Annotated in this window: 14 protein-coding genes; 6 read left to right on the plus strand and 8 right to left on the minus strand. The window is 55.4% G+C overall.

Annotated features, from left to right (window positions below; genetic code table 11):
• Window positions 1-24: 24 nt before the first annotated feature.
• The gene (locus C8N36_RS10940) at window positions 25-615 is read left to right on the plus strand and encodes an HD domain-containing protein (RefSeq protein ID WP_097804662.1); all 591 of its coding nucleotides are present in this window, start codon (window positions 25-27) and stop codon (window positions 613-615) included.
• 9 nt (window positions 616-624) lie between these two features.
• On the opposite strand, the gene C8N36_RS10945 is transcribed toward C8N36_RS10940, so the two are convergent.
• The 6 genes from C8N36_RS10945 to C8N36_RS10970 form a co-directional block, all read right to left on the minus strand.
• The gene (locus C8N36_RS10945; RefSeq protein ID WP_097804661.1) at window positions 625-1053 is read right to left on the minus strand and encodes a DUF1801 domain-containing protein; all 429 of its coding nucleotides are present in this window, start codon (window positions 1051-1053) and stop codon (window positions 625-627) included.
• Window positions 1054-1069: 16 nt separating this feature from the next.
• Window positions 1070-2464, minus strand: coding sequence for a dihydrolipoyl dehydrogenase (gene lpdA, locus C8N36_RS10950; protein ID WP_097804660.1), 1395 nt, complete (start codon window positions 2462-2464; stop codon window positions 1070-1072).
• 151 nt (window positions 2465-2615) lie between these two features.
• The gene (locus C8N36_RS10955; protein WP_097804659.1) at window positions 2616-3200 is read right to left on the minus strand and encodes a DUF924 family protein; all 585 of its coding nucleotides are present in this window, start codon (window positions 3198-3200) and stop codon (window positions 2616-2618) included.
• Between the two features lie 118 nt (window positions 3201-3318).
• A complete protein-coding gene (locus C8N36_RS10960) occupies window positions 3319-4578 on the minus strand; it encodes an MFS transporter (RefSeq protein WP_097804658.1) in 1260 nt (419 codons plus the stop codon).
• A gap of 104 nt (window positions 4579-4682) precedes the next feature.
• On the minus strand, window positions 4683-5732 hold the full coding sequence (gene queA, locus C8N36_RS10965; protein ID WP_097804657.1) for a tRNA preQ1(34) S-adenosylmethionine ribosyltransferase-isomerase QueA: 1050 nt from the start codon (window positions 5730-5732) through the stop codon (window positions 4683-4685).
• A 24-nt stretch (window positions 5733-5756) separates the two neighbouring features.
• Window positions 5757-9041 (minus strand): DUF3971 domain-containing protein, encoded by a 3285-nt coding sequence (locus C8N36_RS10970; RefSeq protein ID WP_245910787.1) that lies wholly within the window; start codon window positions 9039-9041, stop codon window positions 5757-5759.
• 84 nt (window positions 9042-9125) lie between these two features.
• On the opposite strand from C8N36_RS10970, the gene C8N36_RS10975 reads away from it, so the two are divergent.
• From C8N36_RS10975 to C8N36_RS10990, 4 genes are all read left to right on the plus strand, one after another.
• The gene (locus tag C8N36_RS10975; protein WP_097804656.1) at window positions 9126-9590 is read left to right on the plus strand and encodes a peroxiredoxin; all 465 of its coding nucleotides are present in this window, start codon (window positions 9126-9128) and stop codon (window positions 9588-9590) included.
• A 73-nt stretch (window positions 9591-9663) separates the two neighbouring features.
• Entirely contained in the window at window positions 9664-10494 is an 831-nt protein-coding gene (locus C8N36_RS10980) for a ferritin-like domain-containing protein (RefSeq protein ID WP_097804699.1), read from the plus strand.
• Between the two features lie 161 nt (window positions 10495-10655).
• Complete coding sequence (locus C8N36_RS10985; protein ID WP_097804655.1) at window positions 10656-11969, plus strand: M23 family metallopeptidase; 1314 nt, start codon at window positions 10656-10658, stop codon at window positions 11967-11969.
• On the plus strand, window positions 11959-12471 hold the full coding sequence (locus tag C8N36_RS10990) for a bactofilin family protein (RefSeq protein ID WP_097804654.1): 513 nt from the start codon (window positions 11959-11961) through the stop codon (window positions 12469-12471). Before C8N36_RS10985 ends, C8N36_RS10990 begins: the two co-directional genes overlap by 11 nt.
• 125 nt (window positions 12472-12596) lie before the next feature.
• Here C8N36_RS10990 and C8N36_RS10995 read toward each other — a convergent pair whose 3' ends face one another.
• Window positions 12597-14201: a tryptophan halogenase family protein gene (locus tag C8N36_RS10995; RefSeq protein WP_097804653.1), complete on the minus strand. Its 1605-nt coding sequence runs from the start codon at window positions 14199-14201 to the stop codon at window positions 12597-12599.
• Window positions 14202-14357: 156 nt separating this feature from the next.
• On the opposite strand from C8N36_RS10995, the gene C8N36_RS11000 reads away from it, so the two are divergent.
• Window positions 14358-16013, plus strand: coding sequence for a U32 family peptidase (locus C8N36_RS11000; RefSeq protein WP_097804652.1), 1656 nt, complete (start codon window positions 14358-14360; stop codon window positions 16011-16013).
• A gap of 42 nt (window positions 16014-16055) precedes the next feature.
• Here the strand turns inward: C8N36_RS11000 and C8N36_RS11005 are convergent, their stop codons facing one another.
• The gene (locus tag C8N36_RS11005) at window positions 16056-16583 is read right to left on the minus strand and encodes a TetR/AcrR family transcriptional regulator (protein WP_097804651.1); all 528 of its coding nucleotides are present in this window, start codon (window positions 16581-16583) and stop codon (window positions 16056-16058) included.
• Window positions 16584-16649 lie beyond the last annotated feature (66 nt).

Raw genomic sequence — 16649 nt, forward strand, 5'->3', positions numbered from 1 at the left:
CGCCCGACGACTTAAGGACGGGATATGAGTGACTGTAACTTAGACGCACAGATGACCTTTTTGGTTGAGGCGGACCGGCTTAAATCGGTAAACCGCGCCACAACGCTGTGCGATGGATCCCGGCCGGAAAACAGTGCCGAACACAGCTGGCACGCAGCGCTTTATGCAATGACTTTGGCCGACCAAGCGCCCGAAGGCTGCGATGTAAACCGCGTTATTCAAATGTTATTGCTGCATGATCTGGTCGAAATCGATGCTGGAGATGCTCCTGTGTTCGGCGACCATGATCATCAAGCCATTGAGGCTGCTGAAAAGCTCGCAGCAGACCGGATTTTCGGCCTTTTACCCACCGAGCAAGCCGCGCGATTCCGTGCCATCTGGGACGAGTTCGAAGCCAACCAATCGCCCGAAGCGCAATATGCAAAATCCTTGGACCGCATGGTTGCACCGGTTCAAAACCTGCACTCTGGCGGTGGGTCTTGGATTGACTACGGCGTCGATTGGGACAGGTTCGCAAGCCGCGTTGGCCACAAGATCGATAATGGTGCCCCCGGCCTTTGGGCTTGGATCGCACCGCGCGCCAAGGCGTTTTTAGATCGATTGAATGTGTCTTAAGACAGGGCGCTAGCTTGGTTGAACAGGCCATTTCGCGCCCAAATCGTGCAAACCGGCTTGGATCAGCTCTTGGACCGCATCTAGATTAACGCGGTCCAGCGCCCCTAAATACAGACAGGATTTCCCCAGTTTGTGCGGGCCAATCCGCGACAGGATGTCCGAAAAATCAGCATAGCCGGGCATGATATACAAAACCATGTTCGCTTTGCGCGGCGCAAATCCGGTTGCCAGAAAATCTCCGCTGCGGCCGCTTTCATAATGGTAATGGTACTGTCCATAGCCGATGATACTTGTCCCCCACATGCGTGGCTGCCAGCCTGTGACTTTCTGGAACAAAGTATCCAGCACAACAGCATCCTTGCGCCTGCGATCCGGCAAGACCTGCGCGAGATACGCAGACACCGACGCGTTGGTCGCTTGTGTTTTGTTTTCAGCCATAACGCACTCAATCGGGTTAGAAATGGATCGCCTTGCCAAAGGCATCCAGAACACTTTCATGCATCATTTCACTCAGTGTCGGATGCGGGAACACCGTGTTCATCAAATCCTCTTCCGTGGTCTCAAGCTGGCGGCCGACCACATAGCCCTGGATCAGTTCGGTCACCTCCGCCCCAACCATATGCGCACCCAGAAGTGCTCCGGTTTGGGCATCAAACACCGTTTTCACCAGCCCCTCGGATTCTCCAAGTGCAATGGCCTTGCCGTTGCCAATAAAGGGAAAACGACCAACTTTGATCGTATATCCCTTTTCCTTGGCTTGCGCCTCGGTCAGGCCAACACTGGCAACTTGGGGGAAGCAATAGGTGCACCCGGCGATACTGTCTGGATCTACCGCATGCGGCGCGCCGCCCGCGATTAATTCGGCCACCATAACCCCCTCGTGACTGGCCTTATGCGCCAGCCATGGTGCACCGGCCACATCGCCAATCGCAAACACCCCGTCAACGCCCGTCCGGCAATATGGATCAGTCACTACATGGGTCTTTTCGACGCGGACGCCCAAGGCTTCCAACCCCAACCCTTCGACATTTCCAACAATTCCGACAGCAGAAATGACAGTATCAAAGGTATGAGTTGTGGTTTTACCACCTTGCTCGATATGAGCGGTCACTTTCCCCGGGCCACGGTCCAATTTTTTAACCATGGCCTTCTCGCGGATATCCATCCCCTGTTTGACGAATTGTTTTTTAGCAAAAGCACTGATCTCCCCGTCTTCCACCGGCAAAACACGGTCCATCACCTCAACTACGGTCACAGCAGACCCCAGCGTATTGAAAAAACTCGCAAATTCGATCCCAATCGCGCCAGATCCAATGACCAGCAGCTTTTTGGGCATCCGCGGCGGGTTCAGCGCATGCTTGTAGGCCCAAACCAGATCGCCATCCGCCTCAAGGCCCGGCAATTCTCGTGCCCGTGCACCTGTCGCCAATACGATATTCTGCGAGGAGAGTTGATCAGTCCCCTTGTCCGTCTTGACCGATACCAGACCCTTTGAGGGGATCGAGGCTTCGCCCATAATCACAGTGACCTTGTTCTTTTTCAACAAGTGTCCAACACCGCCCGCCAACTGCTTGGCGATGCCGCGCGATCGTTTCACAACCGCGTCCAGATCATAGCCCAGCCCTTCGGCCTTTAGCCCAAATTCTTTGGCGCGGTGCATCAGATGAAAAACTTCGGCAGACCGTAACAAGGCCTTGGTCGGGATGCAGCCCCAATTCAGACAAATACCGCCCAGATGCTCGCGTTCAACCACCGCCACCTTCAGGCCCAATTGCGCGCCTCGGATCGCAGCCACATAGCCGCCCGGTCCCGCCCCGATGACAATCATATCAAATTGTTGCGCGCCCATGGGCCCCTCCTGCATTGGCATTCCCTTAGAACGCTAACGCAGCCTTTGTCCGGGAGCAATACGGATGCGCCTCAGGGGCTGATCGCCCCCGCTTTGGGGGACGGGGTGGGTGGGTGGGCGTTCCCCAAAGCGGGGGCAGCCCTCCTCATGTTCAGGCAGCAAGGGCCTCTTGGACTGCACGCAAAGTCTGGCCGTAGCCGCCCGCGTCAACATAGCCACGCTCTGCTTCAGTGAAACGCCGCTCCAACGCATCGTTGCGATAAGGAAAGCGGCCAAACTTGCGGATCACTTCGCGGTGCACCTGCGCGTGTAACAGGTTGCCATCACCCGCCTTCGGCATCCGCTCTTTCATCAACCGCACGCAGCGGTCCTGATCGCACAGGTTTTCGGAATGCATCAATGGCAGATAAAAGAACTGCCGCGCCGGCTCGTCTATCTTCAGATCCCAACCGCGTTTGATCGCCTGCTTTGCCGCGGCCAAGGCCACCCGATCAGCCGCAAACGCCTTGCCTGAGCCACGGAACATATTGCGCGAAAACTGGTCGAGCAGAATAACATAGGCCAGCGCACCGCTCGGATAGGTCAGCCAAAGCGCAAATTTTCCGTCCATCGCCTGCTGCCAAGTGTCCAAAAACCGGTCACGAATTTCCTGATCCAGCGCCTCGTCCTGAACGTACCATGCTTTTGGTTCAACTTCGTCGAGCCAAAATGCCAAAACTTCTTCGGGCGATGACATATCTCTTCCTCCTGCACTCACACCGCGCAACATTTTTGCGTTACAAAAACGTTAACGCGCAATGAATCTACAATCCAAGTCACGAATTCTGTCACTTTCTGACAGAACTCCATCTCACTTAGGGATTGCTGGCCTCTTCTTCCAACTCCTCTGCAACGTCGATGGCGTATTCTTGCGCAACCTCAACCGCGACCGGCGTCGCATTTGGGGACAAGGCTGTATAGAGGCCCGTGTCTTCGATTGCTTCGCTTTGGGACATGCGGAACAGCGCATAGGCCGCCATCAGAGACAGCAAGACAAGGATAAGTAGAAAAAACCCTGGCGGCCCGACCATTCCCATCACCCAACCAATCACCAGAGGACCGGCAATGGCACCCAGCCCATTTACAAACAGCATCCCCGCTGATGCACTGGCCATGTCCGCTGCTTCAAGCTGGTCGTTCGCATGGGCAATAAGAAGTGAATACAACGGGTTAGCTGAACCTCCGATCATAAATGCGGCTGCAACCAAGACCACGTAATTACTGCCAAACACCATTGCGACCAGCGCAGCCGCCGCGCCCGTGGCCGCCCCGACAAAGACAAGAAACCGGCGATCCATACGGTCAGACAACCACCCCAAAGGGTATTGAAGCACCAGAGCCCCAATATAAAACGACGCAATGAAGAAGGAGATTTTTCCAAGGCTCATGTTGATTTCAGCGGCATAAACCGCTGCCATACCAAATTGTGCCGCAAAAACGCCTCCTAGCAAAAACATGCCAACAACGCCCAAGGGCGAATGGCTGTATAGCTCACGAAGGGTCATTGGTTTGGTGGATTCAAAGGCCGGAGTCGGCGAAATCGATAGTAAAATCGGCGCAAAAGCCACACTCACCAGCACCGACGGGATCACAAACAGCAAGAAACCGCTACTATCAGGCACCAAAAGCAGTCCTTGCGCCGCGATAACACCTGCCATTTGCACAATCATGTAGGCCGAAAGCGTCTGTCCGCGTGTCTCGTTGGTCGCACTGTCGTTGAGCCAGCTTTCCGCCGTCACATAGACCCCGCAAAAACAAAACCCGATGATGACACGGCCAATTGTCCAAGCGATTGGATCAACAACCGCCGGGAACAAGATCAAAACGGCAGAGACCAAGGACCCCAGCGCCGCAAAGACCCGAACATGCCCCACCCGCCGGATCATCCCCGGCGTCATACGGCTGGCAAAGAGGAAACCGGCAAAATAGCCCGACATGACGATCGCCATCATGCCTGTCGAAAACCCGGCCTGAGGACCGCGCACCCCAAGCAAGGAGCCTTGCAACCCATTGCCAAGCATCAACAACAACATGCCCAGCAACAAAGGCCAGGAATTTTTCAAAACGTGTAGCATGTCGCCCTCACTCTCTTACCAAGAAGCCCTTGATCTAGGGGGCCGCCGCGCTCGGTTCTGATCCACAAGCGACATCCCGTTGGTCAATATCGCCCCGAGACTGGTTAGCCCGGAAAGAGCAAGGAGGCGTCTCCGTAGGAGAAGAAGCGATAGTTTTCGCGGATGGCGTGATCATAGATGCCTAAAATGCGGTCATGCCCAACCAGTGCTGCCACCAACATCATCAAAGTTGATTTTGGCAAATGGAAATTGGTCATCAATGCATCGGCAACATGAAAATCAAAGCCCGGATAGATGAAAATATCCGTGACGCCTTCAAACTGGGCAATCTGGCCACCGCGCGCCGCGCTTTCAATCAACCGCAGTGCTGTGGTGCCGACCGGAATCACCCGCCCCCCTGCCGCTTTGGTGGCTTCGATCTCTTCGACGGCTTGGGCCGAAACTGAGCCCCATTCCCCATGCATTTTATGTGTGGTGATGTCGTCGACCTTGACCGGCAGAAACGTTCCCGCGCCGACGTGCAGCGTCACATGCGAAAACTGCACGCCCATGTCCCGCAGCTGTGCCAACAAAGGTTCGTCAAAATGCAACGATGCGGTGGGCGCAGCGACAGCGCCGGTGTTGGCGGCCCACACCGTTTGGTAATCTTCGTGATCTTGGGCATCCGCCGCCCGTTTTGCGGCGATATAGGGTGGCAAGGGCATCGCCCCTGCGGCATTCAACGCCGCATCAAAATCATCACCGATCAGATTGAAACGCAGGTGGCCCTGCCCGTCTTCCTTAGCCTCAAGAACGGCGGCCAAATCGTCGGAAAAGCGAACCTCTTCTCCCTCTTTTAGCTTTTTCAAAGGCTTAACCAAGGCCGACCAACACCCGTCCGCGCGCGGCTCCAGCAAGGTGACTTCGATCTTGGCCTCGGTATCGCCCTGCGCCGACGTGCGTTTGCGAATTCCGCTCAAACGGGCCGGGATTACCTTGGTGTCGTTCAATACCAGTCGGTCACCCGGCTGCAGCCAATTGACCAGATCCGTGACCACACCGTCGGTGACCTGCCCGCCCTTGGCCACCAACAAGCGCGCCGACGAGCGCGGCTTGGCGGGCCGCGTCGCAATCAGGGATTCGGGAAGGTCGAAATCAAAATCGCTAAGGTTCATCGGAGGTCCATGCGGATTAAAGGGTTATTGCGACACCTGTGGCGGCGGCCTGCGGAAAATGTCACGGAACATCCCCGGGGTGAAGACCGAAAGCGGATTGACAGCAACCTGTGGGTTTTGGATCAAGCCATTGAGATTAAAGTTGAACCCAATCAACCCTTCGCCCCGACGCGAAATCAAACGTCCGATCCCGTTGACGAAATAGATCGGAGACAGCACCCCTTGCATATCCATTTTTCCAGACCCTAGATCATAAAACCCATCCATGGAAATCCCCATCGACGGGCCAACGGCACTGGCATCGCGCAAGATTACCTGACTTGGGGTTAGACGAAAGTTGGCTTCGACATCGGAAAAGAAAATCCCCTGCCCGTTCAATTGATCCAAAATCCCGACAATACTGATGGCGTCAATCAGGGCCCCAATAGCAGGCGCTTGGCGCAGGCGGGTTTCTTTGATGACCAATTTGCCATCATAACTTCCGGTGGTGCCTTTGACTGGCACCATATCCAGATTAAAAGTGCCATCCGACACTGTCTTCAAAAAACCTGCCTGCCTTAGAATATCTCCCGCATCTTCGCCGGAGATGCGAAACGCGCTGCGACCATTTTGCGGCACCACTCGGCCCTGAATGTCGGCCCCGTCACCAAGGCTGGCATCAAAACGGCCCTCTAGCCCGTTGGCCAAATCGAAATTTCCACGAAATTTCTGCAACACGATCGTGTCCGTGATCTGCAATTTTTCAAGTGTAACCGCCAGCGGGCCACCTTTCACGCCTCCCGACCCTGATCCTGACTGACTGCCTCCGCCGCCAAACGCGGCTTGTCGCAGGTCCGCAGAACCGGATGTCACCTCTATGGCGGGGGCTTTTCCCGCACCCCGACTGCGCAAGACCCCAGCAACATCCAACCATGAATCCAGCGTCAAAGCGGCAAATGTCAGACGTTCAAATCCTCCCGTCGCGGCAAGTTTCAAACCGGCCTGCATGTCCAACCCTGCAGCTTGGAGAGAGAGTGCATCAATCTCAACAGGCTTGTCGAACCGGCCGGTGATTTCAAAGGCTCCTCGGCCTTCAAGGGGTAGGCTCCATCCCAAAGACGGCAGTGCCAGCCCAATACCGTCAAGCGAACTGGTCACCGCGAATTCTGGCGGCTTGCCTTTGGTCAGCGCCATAGTGAGCTGCGCCGGTCCTTGCCCTGTCACCATCCCGTCAGGCAAGGTGATTTTCAATCGCTTCAGCGCATCATTTGTTATGGTGACGGTTGCATCAACCGATCCGCCACCGCCTTGCAGTGATTGCTCCCAACGCGCAGTGGCCTCTACGCCAGCCAGTTGGACCGGTCCCTCAAGAGACACCGAGCGGCTATCAAGCTGCAGTGCCAAACGGTCCGCTTCCAAAACCAAATCGGGAACCAACCGATCGCTTTTGACATCCCGGACCACGCCGGTCAGGTCCAGTGAGACGTCCTTGAACTTTGTGCCTTTGACAAGCGGCAAGACAACTTGGCCTGTGACTTCGGCCTGCCCCGTGGCCACTTCAATCGACCTGCCAGCCTTGCGTAGGACCTGCCAAGTATCATTGTCGATATAGGCAAAAGCCGCTTTGACAGGACCCGACGCTTGCAGGTCAAGCACACCCGTTGCCGGTTTTTGTTTTACATTCGGGATGACAAATTCCGATCCCGCCAATTGCAGAACGCCATGTGCCCCCATATCGATTGCGCCGCCATCCAGCCGCGTGCTGAGCCGCCCTTCGTATATCGATATGCGCCCCTCTGCGCCGGTGATCGGGGCCAGAGCGCGGTTATAGGTGGAATGGCCGTCTTCAAACCGGAAATCGACATAAGTTCCGGGTTTTTCCTGAGGTTCCGCGCGCAGCGCAAATACCGCATCTCGCAACGTCCCTGCCTTGACGTTTTCACTCACCCATTTGCGTGGTTTTTCGCGGAAATTTTTCGGCCAGAAAGACATGACCTGTTGCACATCTGTACGGTCCGCCAAAGCATCCAGTGAGATCGCCCAGCCGTTTGGGCGCGCCACCAACTCACCGCTGGCGGACAGCGGAAAATCCGGGTCCGTCACCTGCAATTGCCCCAATGAGAGTCGGAACGGTTTGAGCCGCAACTTAAAGGCCATGTCAGCGCCCGACACATCAAGCGCGCGCTCAAACAGCGTCCCCTTGGCCAGCGCGATATCCGACAATCGGAATTGCCCGATCAGCGCCGATGGCCATCCCGCGTCTACCCCTTGCAGCTGCGCAGTGCCCTCTGCCTTGATCCGCCCCAGCTTGGAGCGAACTGAAATCTCATCAAAGCTAAGCATCGCTTGCTGCGGCAGATAGGTAAAGGATGTGCGCGCGCCATCAAATGGCACAGCCCGGGTGGCAGAGTTGGGCTGCAAGACGCCTTTGCCAATTTCAAGCGAGGCAGAGAGCGGCCCCAATGTCCCATCGTCCAGCATCTGGGATCGCAACTGGCCGGAAATCGGGGCCTGCAATTCCACAAGCCAAGCCAAGGCCGGGCTTTGGGTTGCGATATCGGCGGCGTCGAGATCACTAAGCAGCAAGCCAAAGCTTAGATCATTGGCTCCGATCCTGCTTTGGGCATTTAATTCGACCGTTGCCACTCCGTCGCCGCCGCCCAAGAGCGCCACATCGGCCGTAAGGCTCAGATTGCCGTCCCTGCGTTCCAGCCGCAAGCGGCCGCCATCCGCGGTCCACCCTTGCCGGGCCCGCATATCCTCAAATCGCAAGGTTAAAGCGTCGGCTTCAAACAGTTTGAGATGCGCTAGACGCGGATCCATCAGTGCCCGGTCAACCTGCGCCAAAATCTGCGGAATGCCCGGAAAACTGGTATTGCTTGAAAAGACATCCCCAAGCGCCAAACCGACACGGCCATCTTCATCGCGCTGCAAGGTCACAAAGGCACCCGACACTTGCGCCTCGCGCAGCTCGAACCTGCCGCGCAACAAAGCCGCAGGCGAAAGACCAGCCTCAATATCGGACAGGGCAGCGATTTGCCCGCCCCTTTCATTCAAGATATTGACATCCCACAGGATTATCCGCGCCAGACCGGTGCGTTGTACCAACAGACTCATCCGGCCAAACTGCACGTCTATGCCGGGAATTGTTTGCGCGATGCGTTCTTCAATTTTGGCCCGCAACCAAGGCGGAGCATCCACAGGACGACCCGCCATGAAGAAAGCACCGACAGCGGCTGTTGTGAGGATCAAAAGCAATGCGGCAAGCACAATCAGGCCGCCACGACGCAGGGCCTTTTGGGGCTTTCTAAGGTCTTTGTCGTCGCTCACTTGCTGCCCGGATTTTTCATTCTATTATTGTCCATGAACTGGTCGTTTGGGCCACTATAAAGCATTCCCACGCAGGAGACATAGATGTCTGAAACCCCAATGCAATTGGCCCCCGATTTTACCGTGCCCTCTAGCGCAGGCTCGGATGTGACCTTGTCCCAATTGCGCGGAAATCCGGTTGTGCTGTTTTTCTATCCTCGGGACAACACGCCAGGATGTACGACCGAAAACCTTGACTTTACAGCCCTCTACCCTGATTTTTCTTCTTTGGGGTGTGCTGTTTTCGGCCTGTCCAAAGACAGCCTTGCCAGCCACGAAAAGTTTATCAGCAAAAAGGCGCTGTCAGTGCCGCTTTTGTCCGACGAACATGGCCAAACCTGTGAAGATTTTGGCGTTTGGGTCGAGAAAAAGATGTATGGCAAAGTCTTTATGGGGATCGAACGCGCAACGTTTTTGATAGATGCAAACGGACACATCGCCCGGACCTGGCGGAAGGTAAAGGTCAAGGGCCATGCTCAAGAGGTACTGGAGGCGCTGCGCAACCTTTGAAGTCTAGCGGCGATTTTTCGTCGAAAAATCGGGGCACTTGGCTTGGGCGGCGCTTCGTGGCAAACCGCTTGCTATGCCTGATTTGACCCTTTGTGAAATGGCCGTGGATGTTTTGACCACAGCCGATGGTTTTGAAAAAACCGCGAAATCCCGCACCTATGCCGCCGCTTGGTTTGCTGCCCGCGAGGCCGGAGCGCCTATTGATGTAGGTCGCTCCGTGCCGCCGCTGCGGCCGTCACGCCCCGAAAAGCCGGAGCTGTTGAGCCCGCGCGACGTACCCAAGCGCAAACCTGGCAGTCCGCAAGGGCGCATCGCCCTTTTGCACGCAGTCGCCCACATCGAATTGAATGCCGTTGATCTGCATTGGGACATTATCCCGCGGTTTGCGCACATAGACATGCCGCTTGGTTACTATGATGACTGGGTAAAAGCTGCCGACGAAGAATCCAAACATTTCAACCTGATATGCGATTGCCTTAAGGAGCTGGACAGTTTTTACGGGGCTCTGCCTGCCCATGCTGGCATGTGGAAAGCGGCCGAAGATACTGTTGATGACCTGATGGGCCGTTTGGCCGTGGTTCCAATGGTTCTGGAAGCACGCGGTCTAGACGTGACACCGGGCATGATTGAAATCTTCCGCCGCGCAAACGCAGACAAAGCGGTTGAATCGCTCGAAGTGATCTACTCAGAGGAAGTCGGCCATGTCGCGTATGGCTCGAAGTGGTTCAATTTCCTGTGCGGACGCCACAACCATGACCCGAAAGACACCTTTCACACTCTTGTTCGACAATATTTCCACGGAGCCTTGAAACCTCCGTTCAATGAGGAAAAGCGCGCCGATGCCGGGCTTCCACCCGACTTTTACTGGCCATTGGCAGATCAAAAGCCTGCAAGAACCCGTTGAATCGGCGGATTTTTGCCATTTGAGCCACAGCCCGCCAATAGGAGCGAATCACGTGCCTAAAATTCTTGCGAATGTGCCCCCCCCCCGCTAAGCCTGTCGCGTTGGCGCCCGCGGGGGACTACCGGGTGCCATTTTGGGATGGGTCACATAAGGACAGACAGGTGAGAACACGTCTGGCGATAAAAACACACGCGCTGCTAGAGCGCTTTTTTCCGGAGCGGCGGTTATTTCTGCGCTCGGATAGTGACACACGTTTTATACGGTTAAAGTCCGGCACGCAGGCCATCGCCTTTGTTGGTGCCGGCTGCATCGTTTCCTGGACGATTATCGCCACTGCCATCTTGCTTATGGATTCAATCGGGTCCGGCAATTTCCGTGAACAGGCCCGGCGCGAACAAACAACCTATCAACAACGTTTGAATGCGCTTTCCTCTGAACGGGACATGCGCGCAGGCGAATCTGTTGCTGCTCAAGAGCGCTTTAACGCGGCTCTGCGTCAGATTTCGGTGATGCAATCGGAACTTCTGGACAGCGAAACCCACCGCCGCGAGCTGGAAACCGGCATCGATGTCATTCAAGAGACCTTGCGCAATACGATGAAAGAGCGCGAATTGGTCGGAGACCGGCTTGCCGCGCTTGAGGGTGAGATCGAAGGCGGCGTTGCCGTCGCCTCGACAAACACCGGATCCGATGGAACGCTTGATATTCTGTCCGACGCTTTGGCCCGCACGGCTCAAGAACGCGATCAGGTTGTAGCCGACGCCCAAGACGCGCTTATACGTGCGGCCGAAATGCAGGCTTCTATCGAAGCCATGGAAGACAAAAACGATCGCATCTTCCGTCAGCTCGAAGAAGCCATGACCGTTTCTGTCGCGCCTTTGGACAAGATGTTCAAGGCAGCCGGTATGAACCCGGACAACATTCTGAACCAGGTTCGCAAGGGATATTCTGGCCAAGGCGGCCCGTTGACCCCACTGTCCTTTTCGACCAGCGGCAGCGGTGCTCCGGCCGAAGACACCAAACGTGCAAATTCAATTCTCAGCCAGATGGACCGCTTGAACCTGTACCGGATCGCGGCAGAAAAGGCCCCCTTCGCCAGCCCGCTCAAAGACAAGTTCCGTTTCACGTCGGGCTTTGGCTATCGGTGGGGCCGCCTGCACGCTGGCACTGATTTCGCAGCGCCGCATGGCACCGCCATCTACGCAACGGCTGATGGCGTCGTCACTCATGCCGGCTGGTCTTCGGGCTATGGCCGATTGGTTAAGATCCAGCATGAGTTCGGAATCGAAACACGATACGCACACCAATCCAAGATTCGCGTAAAGGTCGGCCAAAGGGTCTCGCGCGGGCAACGGATCGGTGATATGGGGAACACTGGAAGGTCGACCGGGACCCATTTGCATTACGAAGTCCGCGTCGGCGGCAAACCCGTCAACCCGATGATCTATATCAAGGCTGCAAACGATGTTTTCTAAAAGCAAAATCAATGAACCGGGTCAAAAACCCGAAGATGCACCAAGCGCGGCCAAGCCCGCGACTCTTGACGCGCCCCGTGCGCCATCTGGTGATTTCAAACCCTCTACGCCCAAGGCCAAGCCGGCCGCGTCGATCCTAAGCCCGGATCTGCACATCACTGGCAATATTAAGACCACAGGTGATATTCAGGTCGAAGGCACTATCGAAGGTGACATTCGCGCCCATCTGCTGACTATCGGCGAAAGCGCTACGATCAAAGGCGAAGTCATCGCTGACGATGTTGTGATCAATGGCCGTATTGTTGGCCGTGTCCGTGGTCTGAAGGTTCGTTTGACCGCAACAGCGCGCGTCGAAGGCGACATTATCCACAAGACAATCGCGATTGAATCCGGTGCCCATTTTGAAGGGTCGGTTCAGCGTCAGGACGATCCTTTGAACGGTGGCAAAGCCCGCGCCGCAGCTGCAGCCGCAGCAGCCCCCAAGGCCCCTGCCCAAGAGTAACACCTCTGATTAGCATTTGGTTTGAACGGGCACCCGAGAGATCGTGGTGCCCGTTTTGCATGATGTTGCCAATTTGAATGCGGGGGCAGAGCAAGCGCGCTCGCCGCCCTGCCCGAGTACCCGAGCTAGAACAACGCCATTGTGGAATCGTCAGGCTCTACTGTCCCTAGCTTTTTGATTTGCACGCCGCCTGGTCCAAGTTCGCCGCGCAAAGCCAACAACATCTGACGGTGATCCGCCTTGAACGCGACTGTGGCACGGGTATGGGCTGCGGATTTGCGCAGATATTCTTTCCAGTTTTTCTCGCTCATCGCGTAGGGTCGGCTAAAGCTACCATCGCCATACCCATTGCGGTAAACTTGTTTGCCCAACAACACCGCTTGGTAGGTGTGGTGGGTGAACAAAAACTGGGTCTGCAAATCAAGTGGGCTGGGCAATCTGTGTTTCCACAGTTCAAGATTTTCGGCCAACCGGTCCGGCACCTTTAGCTGTGTGCGCGCATCAATCCAATATTGGTCATCGGTGCGATTCCCCAGACGGTAATGCAGGCAGATAAAGTCGCGCACTTCGTTATACATCGCATCGACCGTTTGGTTGTACCGGTTGCGCGTCGCATCATCAAAGTCCTGCGTCGGGAAACACATCAACAGCCAGCGCAGGCCCATGTCCACCATATGGATCGCTGTGCTTTCAAGCGGCTCGATAAACCCGCCTGACAACCCCAAGGACAGGCAGTTCTTGACCCAAGCCCGTTGCGTCCTGCCAACATTCATCGGGATCACCCGTGGTTCGGCCCCTTTGGGGGCCCGATCGCCCAGATGTGCCATGAATTCATCGCGTGCCTGTTCGTCTGTCCGGTGGGCACTGGAAAACACATAACCAGTGCCTGTCCGGTTAAACAGCGGCACAGACCAGCTCCACCCTGCCCCAAGCGCGGTTGAGCTGGTTGCGGCAGGAATAGATGTCGTTTCCGAATGCGGAATTTGCAGGGCCATCGCCCGGTCATTTGCCAGATAGTCGCCATAGCTTTCAAAGGGTTCACCCAAAGCCTTTTGAGTGATCAGCCCTTGGAAACCGCTACAATCAATGACGAATTCAACTTCGTGGCGTCCGTGTTCTTTCAATTGCAATGCCGCGACATGGCCGCGATTGTCCAGCTCGACGTCTTCGACATCATCCAGAATATGGGTCACGCCGCGCTCTGTCCCGACCTCTGCCAGCAAGCCGGCAAATTTCACAGCATCAAGGTGATAGGCATAGCCAACACGCGGCATCGGATCTTCTTTACCGCCAAACGACAACGGGCATTTTCCAGCCTCAAGCAGCTCCATCAAGGGTGAAAAGCTTTGGATGAAATCGCGTTTTCCGGCACCGTAGGCATGGTAGAAATAGCCCATTTCCATCTTGTCCAGACTGGGTGGCGTGATGAAAGGGTTCATATAGTCGAAAAAATCACCGCGATGATTAACATTCCACTGGCGAAACATCACCCCCATCTTGATCGAGGCATTGCACCGCTGAAAAAACTGCTGATCGTTGATACCCAACTCACGCAGGGTGGCGGACATATTGGGCACTGTTGCCTCGCCGACGCCAACTGTCGGGACATTGGGGCTTTCAATCAGGGTAATGTCGATCTTTTTGCTGCATTTGCTGCGCAAAAACGTCGCTGCCAGCCACCCTGCCGTACCGCCGCCAACAATGGTGATAGATGTAATTGGTTTCGCCATGACTGCCCCCGAAATAACCCCGTTCTGATCCCCAGTTAAATCGCATAACACCGGGATTGTCATCTACGTACAATGTCTGCGACATGGCGTCCAACCGGTTCACAAGTCCGGTAAAATCCCGTAAACCGCAGCCTTGTTCAACGCTTTGGTGCCCAAATGACCCAACATCGATCCGAACTGCTGATGCCTGCGGGCAATCTGCGCAAACTTAAGGTGGCAATCTTGTATGGTGCGGATGCGGTCTATCTGGGTACGCCCGATATGTCCTTGCGCACCAAGTCTGAATTCAGCCTCGAAGAGGTCATTGAAGGCGTAGAATTTTGCCACGCCCACGGCAAACGCGCCTATCTGACGTTGAACCTGTTTAGTCACAACAAAGACATCCCGAAGCTGGATGAATACATCGACACAGTCCGCAAGGTAAAACCGGATGGGTTGATCATCGCAGACCCCGGTGTTTTTCAATACGTGAAGACCCGCGCACCTGAATTGCCTTTGCACATCTCGACACAGGCCAATATCTGTTCGTGGCTTTCGGTGGATTTTTGGAAAGACCAAGGGGCCGAATTGGTGGTTCTGGCCCGCGAAGTGTCATACCCCGAACTGGTGGAAATCCGCGAAAAATGCCCTGATATCAAACTAGAAGCCTTTGTACATGGTGCCATGTGCATGACCTATTCGGGGCGCTGCTTGCTGTCGAACTTCATGGCTGAACGCGGCTCAAACCAAGGAAATTGCGCCAATTCATGCCGGTGGAACTATAGCCTAAAACTGCGTCTTAAGGACGGGACACGCGAGGAGCTGACCATCACCGAAGACAATGCGGACCTGTTCGAATTCCTGCTTGAAGAGGGCTGCCGCCCCGGTGACCTGATGACGATCGAAGAAGATGATCGCGGGTCCTACATTTTGAATTCACGCGATCTGTGCATCATGCCTAAACTGGACGAATACCTGAAAATCGGTGTCGACAGCCTCAAGGTCGAAGGCCGCGGCAAGTCCGAATATTACGCTGCCGTCGTCGCACGGGCCTACCGGATGGCGATTGACGACTACTTTGCCGATCCCGAAAACTGGGATCCCAAACCCTATATGCGCGAATTGGAATCAGTTGGAAATCGCGGCTACACATTGGCGTTTCACGAAGGCCGTTTGACCAACTACGCCCATGACTACGAACACACCGCCCCTATTGCCCAATGGGAATACGCCGGTGTTGTAACCGAAGTGACGGAAGACGCTTTCCTTATCGAGGCAAAAAACAAGCTTGAAGCGGGGGACGTCATGGAGTTCGTGTCCCCTTCATCACGTGAAACAGTCCTGTTGCGAGTCTATGACTTTGAACGCGCGGACAATGGCAAGCGTTTGAACGTGGTGCATGGCGGAACCAAAACCACAATCCGCCTGCCCTTTGCCTTGTTTGATCACGAAGACGTCGAAGACCTGAAAGCACGGTTCCCCGTCTATTCAGTGATGCGCAAAGAGCGGCCCCTGACCGAAGAACAATGGGCCCGTATCCGGTTTGACAAACTAACCCAAGGTTTGGAGATGAAGGGCCAACGCAATGACAAAGCCTATGAGAAACGCCGCGACACCCTTGTCGAAGAGATTGGCGAAGGCGGCACGGACCGCCGGTTCAAAACCAATCGTGTTGGTGTCGAAGGCTGTTGCGGCAAAGGGTGCAACGGCTGTTTGATCTTTTGGCAAGACGATCAATATGCCAAAGCCCGCGAGATACTGATGAAACGCAAGCAAGGTGAACAGTTGAGCAAGTCAGAAGCGACAGAATTCAAGCTGCCCAAGCCTGCATAGTGTAATTTGACTGTGGGGGCCGCTGGTCTGGTTCAGGCACTACTAAGCCTTCGGTGTTTCTGCATCGGCGCAGATTTGCGCCGCCAGACGCTCCAGCACATGTTCATTTTGTAGACTAACAGCCAAGGTCATTGCACCTTGCACCTCGGCTTGCACCCGCAGAGCCTGTATTTCGCTGCCGCCAGCGGCGCGCAGCCATGCCAGATTTGCTTCGAAAAACTCGGCCACCGGCACGGCGACTTCGTCCGGCAAGCCGCGACTTTCGGCGGATAGCATGCTGCACAGGCATTGCAGCCCTTCCCCCTTGATCGCGTTGACATAAACTTCGCAAAACACTGCGACACCGCTGGGCCAATCATGTCCCCGCGCATCCCCAACCGCAGCCGCCACGCGATCGGAATAGCGCTGCACCACCGCCGAACCCAAGTCATGTTTGTGGCGAAAATGGTAATGGATGCTTGCGGATTTAATGCCCAGTTCATCGGCCAAATCGCGAAAGCTGACAGCGTGATATCCACGCACTCGCATGGCGCGTTCCGCCGAATCCAGAATTTGCGTTTTGGTGTCCATGCCTGTCTCACGAATTTTTGACCTGTCGATAGATAGCTTGACTTTGGCAAATAGCAACGCCTATCA

The organism is Pelagimonas varians, assembly GCF_003208435.1.
Taxonomy (GTDB): domain Bacteria; phylum Pseudomonadota; class Alphaproteobacteria; order Rhodobacterales; family Rhodobacteraceae; genus Pelagimonas; species Pelagimonas varians.

Coding starts and splice junctions, on each gene's coding strand:
- C8N36_RS10940 (WP_097804662.1), top strand. CDS start 25: ATGAGTGACTGTAACTTAGACGCACAGATGACCTTTTTGGTTGAGGCG.
- C8N36_RS10945 (WP_097804661.1), bottom strand. CDS start 1,053: ATGGCTGAAAACAAAACACAAGCGACCAACGCGTCGGTGTCTGCGTAT.
- lpdA (WP_097804660.1), bottom strand. CDS start 2,464: ATGGGCGCGCAACAATTTGATATGATTGTCATCGGGGCGGGACCGGGC.
- C8N36_RS10955 (WP_097804659.1), bottom strand. CDS start 3,200: ATGTCATCGCCCGAAGAAGTTTTGGCATTTTGGCTCGACGAAGTTGAA.
- C8N36_RS10960 (WP_097804658.1), bottom strand. CDS start 4,578: ATGCTACACGTTTTGAAAAATTCCTGGCCTTTGTTGCTGGGCATGTTG.
- queA (WP_097804657.1), bottom strand. CDS start 5,732: ATGAACCTTAGCGATTTTGATTTCGACCTTCCCGAATCCCTGATTGCG.
- C8N36_RS10975 (WP_097804656.1), top strand. CDS start 9,126: ATGTCTGAAACCCCAATGCAATTGGCCCCCGATTTTACCGTGCCCTCT.
- C8N36_RS10980 (WP_097804699.1), top strand. CDS start 9,664: ATGCCTGATTTGACCCTTTGTGAAATGGCCGTGGATGTTTTGACCACA.
- C8N36_RS10990 (WP_097804654.1), top strand. CDS start 11,959: ATGTTTTCTAAAAGCAAAATCAATGAACCGGGTCAAAAACCCGAAGAT.
- C8N36_RS10995 (WP_097804653.1), bottom strand. CDS start 14,201: ATGGCGAAACCAATTACATCTATCACCATTGTTGGCGGCGGTACGGCA.
- C8N36_RS11000 (WP_097804652.1), top strand. CDS start 14,358: ATGACCCAACATCGATCCGAACTGCTGATGCCTGCGGGCAATCTGCGC.
- C8N36_RS11005 (WP_097804651.1), bottom strand. CDS start 16,583: ATGGACACCAAAACGCAAATTCTGGATTCGGCGGAACGCGCCATGCGA.